Annotated in this window: 14 protein-coding genes; 5 read left to right on the top strand and 9 right to left on the bottom strand. The window is 63.3% G+C overall.

The features are described 5' to 3' along the window. Positions 1–5 precede the first annotated feature (5 nt). The 6 genes from ispG to FHP89_RS14080 form a co-directional block, all read right to left on the bottom strand. Entirely contained in the window at positions 6–1,250 is a 1,245-nt protein-coding gene (ispG, locus tag FHP89_RS14105) for a flavodoxin-dependent (E)-4-hydroxy-3-methylbut-2-enyl-diphosphate synthase (RefSeq protein ID WP_144179087.1), read from the bottom strand. Positions 1,251–1,258: 8 nt separating this feature from the next. Beyond that, entirely contained in the window at positions 1,259–2,251 is a 993-nt protein-coding gene (locus tag FHP89_RS21300) for a RodZ domain-containing protein (protein WP_313792200.1), read from the bottom strand. Beyond that, on the bottom strand, positions 2,248–3,054 hold the full coding sequence (gene pilW / locus FHP89_RS14095) for a type IV pilus biogenesis/stability protein PilW (protein ID WP_144179088.1): 807 nt from the start codon (positions 3,052–3,054) through the stop codon (positions 2,248–2,250). Before pilW ends, FHP89_RS21300 begins: the two co-directional genes overlap by 4 nt. Then, entirely contained in the window at positions 3,051–4,148 is a 1,098-nt protein-coding gene (rlmN, locus tag FHP89_RS14090; protein ID WP_144179089.1) for a 23S rRNA (adenine(2503)-C(2))-methyltransferase RlmN, read from the bottom strand. The genes pilW and rlmN overlap by 4 nt, the downstream gene beginning before the upstream one ends. Positions 4,149–4,220: 72 nt before the next feature. After that, complete coding sequence (gene ndk / locus FHP89_RS14085) at positions 4,221–4,646, bottom strand: nucleoside-diphosphate kinase (RefSeq protein WP_144179090.1); 426 nt, start codon at positions 4,644–4,646, stop codon at positions 4,221–4,223. Between the two features lie 214 nt (positions 4,647–4,860). Next, positions 4,861–5,865, bottom strand: coding sequence for a TRAP transporter substrate-binding protein (locus FHP89_RS14080; protein WP_144179091.1), 1,005 nt, complete (start codon positions 5,863–5,865; stop codon positions 4,861–4,863). Positions 5,866–6,005: 140 nt separating this feature from the next. On the opposite strand from FHP89_RS14080, the gene FHP89_RS14075 reads away from it, so the two are divergent. Together FHP89_RS14075 and FHP89_RS14070 are read left to right on the top strand one after the other, a co-directional pair. Further along, positions 6,006–7,976: a sensor histidine kinase gene (locus tag FHP89_RS14075; protein WP_391525741.1), complete on the top strand. Its 1,971-nt coding sequence runs from the start codon at positions 6,006–6,008 to the stop codon at positions 7,974–7,976. Further along, entirely contained in the window at positions 7,973–8,614 is a 642-nt protein-coding gene (locus tag FHP89_RS14070; protein WP_144179093.1) for a response regulator transcription factor, read from the top strand. Before FHP89_RS14075 ends, FHP89_RS14070 begins: the two co-directional genes overlap by 4 nt. Here FHP89_RS14070 and tilS read toward each other — a convergent pair. Both tilS and FHP89_RS14060 read right to left on the bottom strand, forming a co-directional pair. Next, positions 8,584–9,957 (bottom strand): tRNA lysidine(34) synthetase TilS, encoded by a 1,374-nt coding sequence (gene tilS, locus FHP89_RS14065; protein WP_144179094.1) that lies wholly within the window; start codon positions 9,955–9,957, stop codon positions 8,584–8,586. The genes FHP89_RS14070 and tilS overlap by 31 nt on opposite strands. Continuing rightward, entirely contained in the window at positions 9,929–10,894 is a 966-nt protein-coding gene (locus tag FHP89_RS14060; protein ID WP_144179095.1) for an acetyl-CoA carboxylase carboxyltransferase subunit alpha, read from the bottom strand. The genes tilS and FHP89_RS14060 overlap by 29 nt, the downstream gene beginning before the upstream one ends. A gap of 229 nt (positions 10,895–11,123) precedes the next feature. Between FHP89_RS14060 and FHP89_RS14055 the strand changes: the two genes are divergently transcribed. After that, the gene (locus FHP89_RS14055) at positions 11,124–11,363 is read left to right on the top strand and encodes a FeoA family protein (RefSeq protein ID WP_144179096.1); all 240 of its coding nucleotides are present in this window, start codon (positions 11,124–11,126) and stop codon (positions 11,361–11,363) included. After that, entirely contained in the window at positions 11,360–13,138 is a 1,779-nt protein-coding gene (feoB, locus tag FHP89_RS14050) for a ferrous iron transport protein B (protein WP_144179097.1), read from the top strand. Before FHP89_RS14055 ends, feoB begins: the two co-directional genes overlap by 4 nt. 62 nt (positions 13,139–13,200) lie before the next feature. Here feoB and FHP89_RS14045 read toward each other — a convergent pair whose 3' ends face one another. After that, positions 13,201–13,836 (bottom strand): 3'-5' exonuclease, encoded by a 636-nt coding sequence (locus tag FHP89_RS14045; protein ID WP_260851613.1) that lies wholly within the window; start codon positions 13,834–13,836, stop codon positions 13,201–13,203. 1,460 nt (positions 13,837–15,296) lie between these two features. Between FHP89_RS14045 and FHP89_RS21080 the strand changes: the two genes are divergently transcribed. After that, positions 15,297–15,374 (top strand): transposase (locus FHP89_RS21080; RefSeq protein ID WP_222105366.1); only part of this gene is annotated, 78 nt, incomplete at its 3' end.

Genomic DNA, 15,374 nt, shown 5'->3' with positions numbered 1-15,374 from the left:
GCGGGTCAGCCCGCTTTTTTTCGGTAGCGCGTCGCAACATACTCGTCGACGATGGCCTGGAACTCGGTGGCAATGTTGCCACCGCGCAGTGTGACGGTTTTTTGCCCATCGACAAACACCGGCGCGGCCGGCGTCTCGCCCGTACCCGGCAGCGAAATGCCCACGTTGGCGTGTTTGCTCTCGCCGGGGCCATTGACGACGCAGCCCATCACGGCCAGCGTCATGTTCTCGACGCCGTCGTACTGCTCGCGCCACAAGGGCATTTGCTCGCGCACATGATTCTGGATGCGCGAGGCCAATTCCTGGAAAAACGTGCTGGTGGTCCGGCCGCAGCCGGGACACGCTGTCACCATCGGGGTGAAGGCGCGCAAGCCCATGGTCTGCAGGATTTCCTGCGCCACCACCACTTCCTGCGTGCGACTGCCGTTGGGTTCGGGCGTGAGCGAGACACGGATGGTGTCACCAATGCCTTCTTGCAGCAGCACGCCCATCGCCGCGGTCGACGCCACGATGCCTTTCGAGCCCATGCCGGCCTCGGTCAGACCGAGGTGCAGCGGGTAGTCGCAGCGGCGTGCCAGATCGCGGTACACCGCGATCAAGTCCTGCACGCTCGACACTTTGGCCGACAGGATGATCCGGTCGCCCGGCAAGCCATAGGACTCGGCCTTGGCGGCGGATTCGAGTGCGGACGTGACCAGCGCTTCGCGCATCACCGCGCCGGCATCAAGCGGCACTTTGCGGCTGGCATTCTCATCCATGATGCGCGCCAGCACCGAGGGGTCCAGACTGCCCCAGTTGACGCCGATGCGCACCGGCTTGTCGTACTTGCAGGCAATCTCGATGATCGACGCGAACTGCGGATCACGCTTGGTGCCCGCGCCCACGTTACCCGGATTAATGCGCAATTTGGCCAGCGCCTCGGCGCACTCAGGCACATCGGTCAGCAGTTTGTGACCGTTGTAATGGAAGTCGCCCACCAGCGGCACGTCCACGTTCATGCGCGCCAGTTGCTCACGAATGGCCGGCACGGCGCGCGCGGCCTCTTCGTTGTTAACGGTGATGCGCACCATCTCCGAACCGGCACGCGCCAGCTGGGCCACCTGGATGGCCGTAGCAATGGCATCGGCGGTATCGGTATTGGTCATCGATTGAACGACAACCGGCGCATCCGAGCCCACCAGCACCTTGCCAATACGCACCTGCCGGCTCTGCCGACGCAACGCTGCCTGACCGTCAATCGCTCCGTTCATGGATGCGCTCACTCCAGAGTCAGCCGGGCGACGCTGACATTCGTGTGCGGCGCCAGATCAACCGGCTTGCCGCCGTATTCGAGCTCAACGCTCTTGGCGTTGCCAACCACCAGGCGATACGGCGGCTTTCCGCTGACCTCTTGCACCGAACCGGCGCGGTTGGTCCGCGAGAAAATAATTTCACCCGACGCGTCGCGCACCTCGACCCACGACTCCTTGCCGAATCGGAACACCAGCCGCGAACTCTTCACTGGCTCGACGGGGGCGGCCACATCGGGCTTAGGCGCCGCCGGTGCCGGCACAGGCACCACGGCCGCGGCTGCCGGCGTCGCGGCATCCGACTGCGGTGCCGACGGCACGACCGGTGCAGGCGCGCCAGGCATCGACGGCACAGCGGGCGCTTCAAGCGCAGTCGGCGCCGTCGCGGGGGCGACCTGCGCAGTGGGCGCGTCGTCGGGAATCACGAGAGGCGCGGAATCGGGCTGCGGCACAACGGGGGTCAGCGCGGCCGGTGCCACCGGCGTGTCGGCCACTGCGGCCCCGGCAGCCGGATCCTCAGTGGTCTGGAACCAATCGAAATACCACCCGCCCACCACCGCCAGCATCAACAACGCGGCAATCAGCGCCATCGGCAATGCGGAGGGGCGCAAGGCGCCGTCGCCGTTCGGCAGGGTGCCGTGCGCATTGCTGATCGGCGCGAGCTCTGCCGGCGCAGCAACACCGCTGGTTTGCGCGAGCGACTGGATCAAGGGCTCGGGATCGAGTCCGAGCAGGCGCGCGTAGTTGCGCAGAAACCCTCGCGCAAACGCCGCACCAGGCAAGGCGTCGAAACGTTCATCTTCCAGCGCCTGCACCTGGCGCTGGGTCAGCTTGAGTGCCTGCGCCACATCGACCAGGCTCAGCCCATGATGCTCCCGGGTCGTGCGGAGCATGTCGCCAACACCAACCACTGCTGCGGCCTGTTCAGCTGACACGTCGAGCATGTCTGCGTTCTCGCTCACTCGTATTTCCCTTCGATCAATTTCTGATATTCCGGTGAGGTGGGGAAGCGGCTTTTCAGCTGGCTGCCGTAGCTCGCCTCGGTCTCTTTGTCGTTACGTGCCCGTTCGACGCGAACACCCAGCCACAGCGACTCGGCGGTCGGCGGGCTCTTCTGGTGCACCGTATTCAAATACACGTGAGCCGCTTCGGGGTTGTTGCGGCGGTAGGCAATGGCGGCCAGATTCAAGATGGCCTGAATATTGTTGGCATCCAAGGTCATCGCACGGCGAAAATAGGTCTCGGCCGCCTCCAGCTGCCCTTGCCCCATGCGGCACAAACCAGCATTGGTCAACGGCCGGGTCGGCGTAGTGTAGTAAGGATTGCGGGCGGATTGCTCAAGCATGCGAATGCCTTCGTCGACTTCGCCCTGCACGCACAAAAACCAGCCATAACTGTTGTTGATCTCGGGGTCGCCCGGGGCCAGCGCGTCGGCACGTGCGAAGGCGCCGCGCGCCGACGCCGGGTCGTTCAGTGCCATATAGACGAGCGCCTGGAGGTGATGCGCCGGCGCGTAAGTCTGGTCATACGCCAAGGCAGTGCGCACTTCATCCAGTGCCACACCAACGCGCTGCGCCGTCACATAGGCCATCCCCAGATCGGTATGAATCTTGGCTCGGGCCTGGTTCTCACTCGCCACGGGGCGCTCTGCCGCCGGCCGCAGATCGAGCGAGCCGCTGCTGCCGGGTGCCGACGGATTGGTCGTGCAGCCGGACAGAAGCAAGCCTGCGAATCCCAGGGCGGCAAGAAGGTGCGCTGTCTTCATGAGCGAGAGGTACCTGTGAAATGAATGGGCTGGGTACGGCGGGTCTTGTCCTGAACTTGACCGGCAAGCTGACCGCACGCGGCATCGACATCATCTCCCCGCGTCTTGCGGGTGGTGGCCACGATACCGGCGTCCTGCAGGATACCGGCAAAGCGCCGGATGCGCTCGGAGGGCGAGCGCCGGTAAGGGGAATTCGGGAAAGGGTTGAACGGGATCAGGTTGAATTTGCACGACACTTCGCGCGCAATGGCGACCAGTTCATGCGCATGGGTATCAAAGTCATTCACACCGTCGAGCATCACATACTCGAAGGTTACGAAGTCACGCGGCGCGGCGACCAGGTAGCGATTGCACGCGGCCAGCAACTCCTTGAGCGGGTATTTCTGGTTGATCGGCACCAGTTGGTCGCGCAGGGCGTCGTTGGGCGCATGCAGCGACACGGCCAGCGCCACCGGGCAGGCTTCGCGCAGGCGATCCATGGCCGGCACGATGCCGGAGGTCGAGACGGTCACGCGCCGACGCGACAGGCCATAGCCGTGGTCGTCGAGCATCAGGCGCAAGGCCACCAGTACATTGTCGAGGTTGGCCAGCGGCTCGCCCATGCCCATCATGACCACGTTGCTGATCACGCGATCGCCCTCGGCGGTGGCACCGAGCAGGCGGTTGGCCAACCACAACTGGCCGATGATCTCGCCGGCCGTCAGGTTCCGGTTGAAACCCTGCTTGCCGGTCGAGCAAAAAGAGCAGTCGAGCGCACACCCGGCCTGCGAGGAGATACACAAGGTGCCACGGCTGGTCTCGGGAATGAACACCGTCTCGACCGCATTGCCCTGCCCGACATCGAGCAGCCACTTGCGGGTGCCGTCGGTGGACACCGAGTCGCGCACCGGTTCGGGCGTGCGCACACAGGCGTGCTCACCCAGGCGCGCGCGCAAACTCTTGGCGACGTCGGTCATCTGATCGAAGTCGCTCACCCCGAAACGGTGCAGCCAACGCAAGACCTGCCTGGCACGGAAAGGCTTTTCGCCTTGCGTCGCAAACCAGTCGATCAATCCGTCGACATCAAAATCCAGCAGGTTGACCTGTTTCGTCATGGGGTGTGTGCCTTTGGCGAAAATGCAATCGGCCCGGGAGCCGGGCCGATGCGGTTTCAGCCTCGGCCGGTATTAACGGCTATAAACGTTCATGCCGGGGAAGAAGAAAGCGATTTCCACGGCGGCGGTTTCAGCGGCGTCGGAGCCGTGAACCGCGTTGGCGTCGATCGACTCGGCGAAGTCAGCGCGGATGGTGCCCGCAGCGGCTTCTTTCGGGTTGGTTGCACCCATCAGCTCGCGGTTCTTGGCAATGGCACCCTCGCCTTCGAGCGCCTGGATCATCACCGGGCCGGAGGTCATGAACTCGACCAGATCCTTGAAGAAGGGGCGTGCCTTGTGGACCGCGTAGAACTGGCCGGCCTCTTCAACAGACAGATGCACCATCTTGGCGGCGATCACTTTCAGGCCAGCGTCTTCAAAACGCTGATAGATCTTGCCGATCACGTTCTTGGCGACGGCGTCGGGCTTGATGATGGACAGGGTGCGTTCAATTGCCATGGTACTTTTGCTCCGAAGAATCCGGTTGGACGTAAAAAGAATAACGGAGCATTTTAGCAAGATTTTGTCACTCCTCCCATCTCCCGTCGGTAACTAAAAAAAACCCGGCCACAAGGGCCGGGAACAAAGGACACGGTTTGCATCACGACCCGCCGTTGCCGGCAGGCTCAGGGAGATGCTCGGGACGACGCAAGCACGCGGCTCACGCCTTGATTCATAGTGCGTCCGGGTCGAAGCCGGTTTCTTCGTAAATCGCTTCAATCAGTGCCTTGCCAATGCGCGGTGCCATCGCTTTGTGGACCGGCATCAGCGCCTTTTTGAAGGCTAGGCGCTCGTCCGCCGTCGGCGTGTACACCTGCGTCGTGCCGGCGGCCTTGATGGCCTCGAGCGCCTTGTCGTTTTCAGCCTTGGCGATCTGATTGGTGTATTCGGTCGCTTCGCGCATGGCGCGCGCCAGCACATCGCGCATCGCACCGGGCAGGCCGTCCCAGAACTTCTTGTTGGTGATCACCGCATAGCCGAGGTAGCCGTGATCCGTAATCACCATGTGCGACTGCACTTCATGCATGCGCTGGGTGTAGAAATTGGAGTGCGGGTTCTCGGTGCCATCGACCACCCCCGCCTTGAGTGCCGGATAGACTTCGTCAAACGCCGTCACCTGAGGCAGGGCGCCGAGCGCGCGCATCTGTGCATCGAGCACTTTCGACGACTGGATCCGCATTTTCTTGTTCCGCAGATCCTCGGGCAGACGGATCGGCGCGTTGGCCGACAACGACTTGAAGCCGTTATCCCAGAAGGCCAGCCCGGCAATGCCACGCGGCTCCAGTGATTCGAGCATGCGCGCGCCGAGCGCGCCGTTGGTAACCTTGTGCAGTTCGGCGTAGCTATCAAAGATATAGGGCAAGTCGAAGGCTTCGAACACGCGCAAACCGAGCGGACCGAACTTGGCCAGCGAGGGCGCAATGATTTCGACCGCCCCCAGCTGCAGCGCCTCCATCTCCTCTTTGTCCTTGTAGAGCGTGCTGTTGGGATAGACCTCAATCCGCAACGCGCCATCGCTATAGCGCTCCGCAAGCTCCTTGAATTTCAGCGCGCCCATCCCTTTCGGGGTATTGGGTGCGACCACATGGCTGAATTTGACAACAATCGGATCGGCCGCATGCGCGAGCCCCAACACACTCATCGACAGCACAAGCACCAGCAAGCTACGCAATGTCATCAGCTCCTCCTTGAATTTTTTCGGTGCACCGTCTCTGCGGTATTGCCGGCCACAACTCGCCCGACTGTGGCTGGCCTTGATAGAGTGTCGACCGAGCGCGACCTGCGCCGCTATTGTGGATGACCGCAAGCCTGCCGCCGATGCCCTCTCCCAGCACCCGTCCCCTCCCCTCCACGCCCGCCTGGTATTGGCGACTGCCGTCGCTGACGATCGGCCTGATGCTTCTGGCCATCATCGCCCTGGTATGGATGACCCGCCATTTCGACGACGAAAAACAGCACGAGGTGCTGATCAATGACGTGCTGTGGATGGAGCAGGACTTGCGCTTCCGGCTCGACCGGAACGAAGAGCAGCTGGCGCAGATCGGCAGCGAACTGCTCGCCACCCAGAGCATGTCACCGCGCACCGAGGCCAGCCTCGAGCAACTGCTGAAGCCAGACAGCGGACTCGTCCAGATTCTGTGGCTGGACGCAAACGACAAGACCATCGCCGCGCGCCCCTTCGCCTCGGACGATGTGCTGGTCGGCGAAGCGCGCGGCGCCATCCCGTCAAACGAAACCAACCGCCTCGCCCGCGCCGTCGGCCGCCCCATCTACGGCCCCACCTACCCGGTCATTGGCGGTCACTGGCGCTTCAATGTGCATGTGCCCATCTTCGTGGGCAGCCGCCACACTGGCACCGTCGTCGGCGTCTATTCGCTTCAGCAGCTCGTCGTGCGCGAGCTGCCATGGTGGTTCTCCGAGCGCTACCGGGTCAGCGTGCACGACCCGGACGGCAAGGAGATCGCCGCAAAGTCCAAGGTCGCGGCGCAGGCCAGCCACCAGCAATACACGATTCCCTTCGATCCGCCGGGCTACGGCCTCACGCTCAAGGTCACCGCCTACAAAGCGCCCACGCGCTGGGTGCCGGTGCTGTTGATCAGCGCCATGATCTTTCTCGGCGGCGTCATCGTCTGGAGTCTGTGGCAGCTGCGTCAGCACACCCTCGGGCGCCAGGCCGCCGAACAAGCCCTGCGCAGCGAAATGGCCTTCCGCAAGGCCATGGAAGACTCCCTGCTCACCGGGCTGCGCGCCCGGGACACCACCGGCAAGATCACCTATGTGAACCCCGCCTTCTGCCGGATGGTCGGCTATTCCGAAAAAGAACTGCTCGGCGCCATGCCGCCCATGCCCTACTGGGACCCGGAGCACCTCGAACGCACCCAGGCCATTCACGACGGCATTCTGGCCGGCAGCGCGCCGCGTGAAGGGGTGGAAATCCACTTTCGGCACAAAGACGGCCATGCCATCGACATGCTCATCTTCGAAGCGCCGCTGATCGACACCACGGGCGAGCAGACCGGCTGGATGGGCTCCTTTCTCGACATCACCGCACAGACCGCCGCCGAAGCACTGGCCCGCCAGCAAGAAGAACGCCTGCACGCCACCTCGCGCCTGATCACCATGGGCGAAATGGCCTCCACCCTGGCGCATGAGCTCAACCAGCCGCTGGCCGCGATCTCCAGCTACAGCGCGGGCTGCCTCAACCGGCTCGACGAGGGCCGCGCCGACACCGACGAACTGCACGACATCATCAGCAAGATCACCCGGCAGGCGCGTCGTGCCGGCGACATCATCCGGCGCGTGCATGACTTTGTCCGCCGCAGCGAACCCAAACGCGAGACCATCGACCTGAACGCGGTCCTCTCCGAAGCCATCGGCCTGATCGACCCCGATGTGCGCAAGCGCGGTGTCGAGTTGCAAACCCACCTTGCCGACCGCCCCCTGCCGGTCAATGCCGACCCGGTCATGCTCGAGCAAGTCGCGGTCAATCTGATCCGCAACGGCATGGATGCCATGCGCGACGCCCCCGGCGCCCGGCGCACCATCCGCATCGAAACCCTGGCCGACGGCGATACGCTCATTTTCCGGGTCACCGACTGGGGGCGCGGCATTGATGAAGACGCGGCGCGACGCATCTTTGACCCCTTCTTCACCACCAAGGACGAGGGCATGGGCATGGGCCTCAACATCTGCCGCTCCATCGCCGAGTTGCACGGCGGCCGGCTCGGGTTCGAACCCAATCCGGAAGGTGGTACGATCTTCACCTTCTCGCTGCCGCTGGCCTCATGACGACAGACACCACACCCCTGACTCACATCGTCGACGACGACGAAGCCATCCGCGACGCGCTGTCGTGGTTGTTTCGCACCCGCAACGTGCCCTGCGCCACCTGGGCGTCTGCCGAAGACTTTCTCGCCGCCTACCAGGAAGACTGGCGCGGCTGTATCGTCATGGACATCCGCATGCATGGCATGAGCGGGCTCGACTGCTCCACCGCCTTGCGCCAGCGTGGCAGCACCTTGCCGATCATCTTCATCACCGGCCACGGCGACGTGCCAATGGCCGTCGGCGCACTCAAGCGCGGCGCCTTCGATTTCATTGAAAAACCTTTTGATGACAACGCGCTGGTCGACATCGTGCAATCCGCACTCGATGAAGACGCCCGCAATCAGGCGCGGCGCTCGGCGCGGGTCGACGTCGCCGCCCGCCTGGAGCAGCTCACCGGGCGCGAACGCGAAGTCATGGGGCTGATTCTGGCCGGCAAATTCAACAAGGTGATTGCCGACGAATTGAACATCTCGATGCGCACCGTCGAGGTCCATCGGGCGCGGGTCTTCGAGAAAATGGGTGTGCGCTCAGCCGTCGAACTGGCCCAGCAACTCACCTTGGCCGGGCTTTACAACAGCGCGACGCCGTCCGCCGAATAAGCCTCGGGCCGACGCCACACAAACTGCCAGCCCGGCTCGCCCACAGGGCAGGCAAATGTGCCGGCCACACCCAGCCCGGCAATCCAGGCCACCTGGCCATCCACACGCAAGATCGGCACCCGGTCGCGGTCGACCGGCGCCAGGCCGGCGCCCTGACTGAGGCTGCGCACATCCTTGCGCGGCCGCCCCACCAAGGCCACCCGGCAACCCGGCCAGCGCGCCATGACTTCGCAGCGCGTCGCCTGCGCCAGTCGTGCCTGCGACACACCCGCACCAACGACTGCCACCGCCTCGACCACGCCTTCGCCCCAAGCCACGGCCTCACCCGGCCACAACACGCCGTCTTCGGGCAGGTCCGGATAGGTCGGCGACACCCACACCACCTCGCGATAGGCATGCAGCACCGCGCCGCCGAGCGGCAAGGTCAGCGGACGGTCGTTCGCGCACGACTGCACCTGACGAATCGCTTCATGTAATCGTGCCTGATCGGGCACCGGCAAACTCAAGGCTCGCATCCGCCAGCGCAGCAGATTCGCGAGGCGCGGCGCGGACATACCGCGCATCACATCGCGCGACCACGGCAGTCCGCAGGCTTGGGCATCCTGCACGGCCAGCTCGTCGAGCAAGCCGGCGGCCTCGTCAAAATTGGCCGCCGCGCGCGCCAGCGTGGTCGCCGCGGACGGCCAGCGCTCGCCCATCGCGGGCATGACCGAATGACGCAGAAAATTGCGCGAGAAGCGCGGGTCGGTATTGCTCTCGTCCTCGACCCAGGCCAATGACTCGGCCTGCGCAAAAGCGAGAATCTGACCACGCGAAAACGCCAGCAAGGGCCGCAAACGGCCGCCGCCCGACGGCAGCACTTCAATCGCCCGCATCGCCGCCGCGCCATGCACACCGGCGCCGCGCAGCAGGCGGAACATCACCGTTTCGGCCTGATCATCCAGATGATGCGCGCTCACGCGCCAGTCAGCCGCCTCGCTCGCCAGGGCGCCTTGGCGCTCGCGCCGCGCCGCCGCCTCCCAGCCTTCGCCGGCGGCGGGTTGTACGCTCACGCGCGACACGCTGAGCGGCACCTCAAGCGACGCACAACGGGCCGCGCAAAACGCCGCCCACTCGTCGGCGTTGGGGCTCAAACCATGGTGAACATGATGCGCACGCAGCACAAAGCCGAAGCGCTCGCGCAAGCCGGCCAGCACACTGAGCAGCACCATGGAATCCATGCCGCCGCTGAGTGCGAGCTGTAAGGTCTGATCGGCGCGGACGCCTGCCCGCGAGAGAACATCGGCAACCCCGCGCTGGATTGCCGAGCTGAACTTAGTTTGCGACTTCCTTGAACTTGCCATAACTCATCAACCGCGCCTGGCGCTGCTCCACCAACTCCATCGGGTTCAAGTCGGCCACCTGACGGAGCGAGTCAGCCAGTGCGCGCTTGAGCGTTTGCGCCATCGCGCGATGATTGCGGTGAGCGCCGCCCACCGGCTCGTTCACGATCTTGTCGATCAGGCCGAGCGCCTTCAGGCGCGCCGCAGTGATACCCATGGTTTCGGCCGCCACCGAGGCCTGATCCGCGCTCTTCCACAAAATGGAAGCGCAGCCTTCGGGCGAAATCACCGAGTAGGTGCTGTACTGGAGCATGTGCAGCTGATCGGTCACGGCAATGGCCAGCGCGCCGCCCGAGCCGCCTTCACCAATCACGGTAGAGATGATGGGCACTTTGAGCGATGCCATCACGAACAGATTGTGGCCGATCGCTTCAGACTGGCCGCGCTCTTCGGCGCCAATGCCGGGATACGCCCCCGGCGTGTCGACAAAGGTGAACACCGGCATGGAGAATTTCTCGGCCAGCTTCATCAGGCGCAGCGCCTTGCGATAGCCCTCGGGCCGCGGCATGCCGAAGTTGCGATGAATCTTCTCTTTGGTGTCGCGCCCTTTCTGGTGCCCGATCACCATGCACGACTGCCCATTGAAGCGCGCCATGCCGCCCACGATGGCGTGGTCGTCGGCAAAGCTGCGATCGCCGTGCAACTCCTGGAAGTCGCTGAACATGTGCTCGACGTAGTCCAGCGTGTAAGGTCGCTGCGGGTGGCGTGCCACCTGCGCGATCTGCCACGGCGTCAGCTTGGCGTACAGGTCCTTGGTCTGAGCCTGACTCTTGGTCTCCAGGCGCGAAATCTCTTCGGAGATGTCGACGGCAGAATCGTCCTGCACGAAACGAAGCTCTTCAATCTTGGCTTCGAGCTCGGCGATGGGCTGTTCAAAATCGAGGAATGTGGTCTTCATCGAATCCGTCTTTAGCGTCGTTTAAAGGGCGCTATTGTACTCCTTACTGCCGACGCACAAACCAGCCCCCGCGCCATTGGCTCGCCTCGCGCCAGAAACCCGCTCAGCTGCACGCTTTTCGCGGCGCAGTTCACGCCCGACAGAATTGAGATAAATCGATTTAGATCAATGTTGTGCGTCGCCGCATGGCTAGAATCGAATCGTAGTAACAATTATTCTCGTTTCGATCATGTGCGCACTTTCTGAACTGAAAACCGGGCAGGACGCCACCGTCGTCGGCTTGCGCGCCGACCACGACTTCGTTCAGCGCCTGCACGCGCTGGGCGTTCGCATCGGCCGCAGTGTCCGCATCATTCGCCGCGGCGCGCTGAATGGCCCCTTGCAACTGCGCATCGGCACCACCGACATCATGCTGCGACGCACCGAAGCCGCCTTGATCGACACCACCGAAACCGCGGTCCGGGCGTGAAACGCATCGCCCTGCTGGGCATGCCCAATTGTGGCAAGTCCTCGCTATTCAACCGCGTCACCGGCGCCTCCGCGCGCATCGGCAACTGGCCCGGCATCACGGTCGACCTGATGCGTGCGCGCATCCTGCTCGGCGCTCACATGGTCGAAGTGGTCGACCTGCCCGGCATCTACGACCTGAATGGCTATACCGAAGACGAGCAGGTGGTGCGCGACTTCCTCGGCAGCCAGCCGGTCGACTTGCTGGTGATGGTCATCAACGCAGCCCAGGCCGAGCGGCAACTGCGCCTTTTCCTGCAAGCGCGCACCCTGGGCGTGCCGATGGTGGTGCTGTTCAACATGGCAGACGAAGCGCGTCGCCTCGGCATCAGCATCGATCGCGACGCCTTCACCGAACACACCGGCATTACCGCCCACAGCATCAGCGCCAAGTTCGGCGATGGCGTGCCTCAGGCCCTCGCGCAGATCGGCCATCTGCTGAGCGACACCGCACCAAGCACACCGTCGTTCGACGCACTGGCCGCCGCCGATCTTGAGCACGCCCTTGATCAACTCGCGCACCAGAGCATCGACACGCCGGTCACCCTCTCGGCCCGACACACCGATCGCATCGACCGCGCCGCCCTGCATCCGCTGCTGGGCCCGGCCCTGTTCATCGCCGCCATGGCGCTGGTCTTCAATGCCGTCTTCCTGCTCGGCGCACCGCTTCAAGAGGGCATCGGCGGCCTCTTCGACTGGCTGCGCAGCGCCGCCCTCGTGCCGCTGCTCGCGCCCCTGCCGGCCTGGGCCAGCGGCTTTCTGATCGAAGGCATCTACAACGGCGTCAGCACCGTCGCCACTTTCGTCCCGCTGATCGTGCTGTTCTTCTTCCTGATGGCATTGGTGGAAGACTCCGGCTACCTCTCCCGCGCCGCCTTCCTGATGGACGCCTTCATGTCCCGGATCGGGCTGGACGGGCGAAGCTTCGTCATGCTGGTCATGGGATTCGGCTGCAATGTCCCGGCCCTGATGGGCACCCGCATCATGCGTGCACGGCCGCTGCGCCTGCTCTCGATGCTGATCATCCCGCTGTCGCTGTGCTCGGCCCGATTGCAGGTCTTCCTGTTCATCGGCGCAGCGATCTTCCCGGCCAAATGGGCGCCCTGGGCGCTGCTCAGCCTCTACCTCTTCAGCATTGCCGCCGCCGTGCTCACCGCCTGGCTGTTTCGCAAGAAATTCGCCAGCCGCGAGCCCTTCGCGCTGGAACTGCCGCCCTATCGCCTGCCCACCCTGCGCCATGTGTTGCTGCGCGGCTGGCACGAGGTACGCCATTTCGTGAATCGCGCCAGCCGTTTCATCATCGCCGGCGTCGCGCTGGTGTGGCTGCTCACCCACCTGCCGGTCGGTGTCGATGCGGCCAGCACAGCCTCCTGGGCCGGACAGATCGGCAGCTGGCTCCAGCCGCTGCTCAGCCCCATCGGCATCGACGCGCAACTCACCCTCGCGCTGCTCTTCGGCTTTGTCGCCAAGGAAGTCATGATCGGCGCCATGGCGGTCATTTTCGGTCAGGAAACCGGCGCGCTCGGCGACACCCTCGCCCAGCACATGAACATCGCGCAGGCCTACAGCTTCATGCTCTTCACACTGTTGTACACACCCTGCCTGTCGACACTCGCCACGCTGCAAAGCGAATCGCGCGACTGGCGCTTTACCACGCTCGCCGTCGCATGGCCGCTGGCCTTGGCGTGGGGTGTGGCCTGGCTCGCCTACACCGGACTTTCCGCACTGGCGCATTGAGACGGCATCTGCAACGCAGCAGGACGACGGAATACGGACGTGCGTTCGCGCCTCGCCCCGATTCACTGCCGCCCACGCAACCGCGGCACAACAACCTCCCAGTGCTCACAACGCACCGTGGCCATGAACGCCGGCTCGGTGTCCTCTTTGTAGCGTGTAACGATGCCCGCAACCTCGCAGCTTTCCGGTGCGAGCGCCAGTCTGAAGGACTTTGCCGTCCGCCCCACCCGATTGCCCTCAATGTCGACAATCAAGAGCCGGTCTCCTTCCGGTCGCAATTCCAGCGGATCGCCAGGGTTGAGCTTGCGGATCGCATCGTGGACTGGCGCGCCAGCACGCTGCCTGCCCGCAAAACCAAGATCAACATCCCCAAGCGACAGCGTCTGGTACCGAACGTCCAAGGCCGGATCAGGCGCGCCTTCAAAACGACGGGTCTGAACACAAGGGGCGAGCGTGGAGACAAATGGGTTGCCGGGCGCGAAATCGCACAGCGTCAGCGTTTCCTCCGCCCGTGTCATTCCCACGTAGTAGAGCCTCCGGCCTTCCTCCACCTGCTCGGCGGCCACGTCCCACTGTCCGTCGAGCAAGGCGACATGGCGAAACTCCAGCCCTTTGGCGGCGTGAACGGTACCCAGAAAAAGCCCGGGCTGCCGTTGCTGGCGCATCTCTCGCGCATAGTCGTAGAGCCAGTTGATCACGGTCGCGGGGGCAAGCTGACACGCCCCGTATTCAACCGCCAGCTGCTCAAAGGCGAGCTCGAAGTCCAGAACCAGGCATTTGGGCTACGTTAATTACGCCATTCGATGCTCTGTCGCCCGCCTCGGCAGGGTTGATGTTGATACAGACACCGCACAATCCAGCACGCGGCAAGCACGATGCGCCGGAATCTGCAGACAATCCCGCATGACAACGACGTTTCAACCATCATAACGACGATAGTCGTGAAGGGTCTCCGGCAATGATGCAATGCATGCGGCGGTGGAATCACCACAGAGTTCGTCGCGCGTGCGTGCCATGGGCACGCCGGCCCTTCTACTGACGGCGCCGGCCTGGCGCTTGGCCGTCGCCGAGCGGCAGTCCGTTTGGGGGCTTTGATTATGAAATACAGCGGCTCTTCGGCCGGAGCGGACGCCGAGAATTACTTCCTTGAACGACCGGCAGGCTGCAATCGCCGACGTATGCCGTTAGGGCCACAGGGGCCATCTGCCTATGCGTTGCATCGACGCACGGGCATTCAAGTTGGAATTTCATTTGACGCTTGGTGCGCGCGCTCCCCTCCCCTTTGCGAACCCCACCTGCAGCACAGCAGCACAGAAGCACGGCAGGACAGCAGCACGTGGAGCACTGCGCATTCCCCCATGCTATTGAAAAATCGTAGTAATTTTTCGTACCTTCGGAAATTTCCGCGCAACTGCGATGGCTAAGTTGAATAGTAAATGCGCAATCTAATTAGTCGTCAATAGCTAGTTTAACTACTTAAGTATCTAATAAGTCGTACTAACTTAGTCGTTGCAGTTAGCCACCGTTAGAAGGACACTTCCGTCATCAGAAACGGAGTCCAACATGGCAAACTCAAAGCAATCCCAGACTCGACGTCTCAAGATGTCGGAGCGCGCGCAGCAGCAACTCGACCTGCATTTCCCGCATGTACCCGACACGCTTTTGTGGCGTCGCACGCGCAACGATGGGTTCACTACGGTTCCTCGAACTCTTCCCATTGCAATGCAGGCTATTGACGCGAGGTGCAAGGGCGCACCGGCCGGCCACTCTCTTTTCTGTTTGTGGGCACGAGCGCCGGACAATCCGCTTGTGATTGTTGAGAATCCAGCGACCTTCGCCGCCGAAACTGGTTTCACTGGGGAGCGAGCGACAGACACGTGGCGCAAACGCATGCGTCGCTTGCGGGAACTCGAGTTCATCGTCACAAAACCTGGCCCATCGGGCGAATTTCACTTTATTTTGTTGCTGAACCCCAACGTTGCCGTGGAAAAGATGCGTCTTAAAGGCGACGTTCAAGACGGCCTCTATGGGCGATTTATCGATCGTGTTGCCGACGTTGGCGCTGCAGGGGACTGGGCCGCACACCAGAAGGCTTTGAATCGCCCCGCCCCCGGTAGACGCTTTGCAGCCTTAAACTCAGGCATGCACAGGAGGCGTCATGAGCAACAAGCGTTACCCGGAAGAATTCAAAATCGAGGCGGTCAAACAAGTCACGGAGCGGGGTCATTCTGCGTCG

The sequence above is a fragment of the Denitromonas ohlonensis genome, assembly GCF_007625205.1.
GTDB lineage: Bacteria > Pseudomonadota > Gammaproteobacteria > Burkholderiales > Rhodocyclaceae > Nitrogeniibacter > Nitrogeniibacter ohlonensis.
This window is presented reverse-complemented; position numbering and strand designations above follow the sequence as displayed.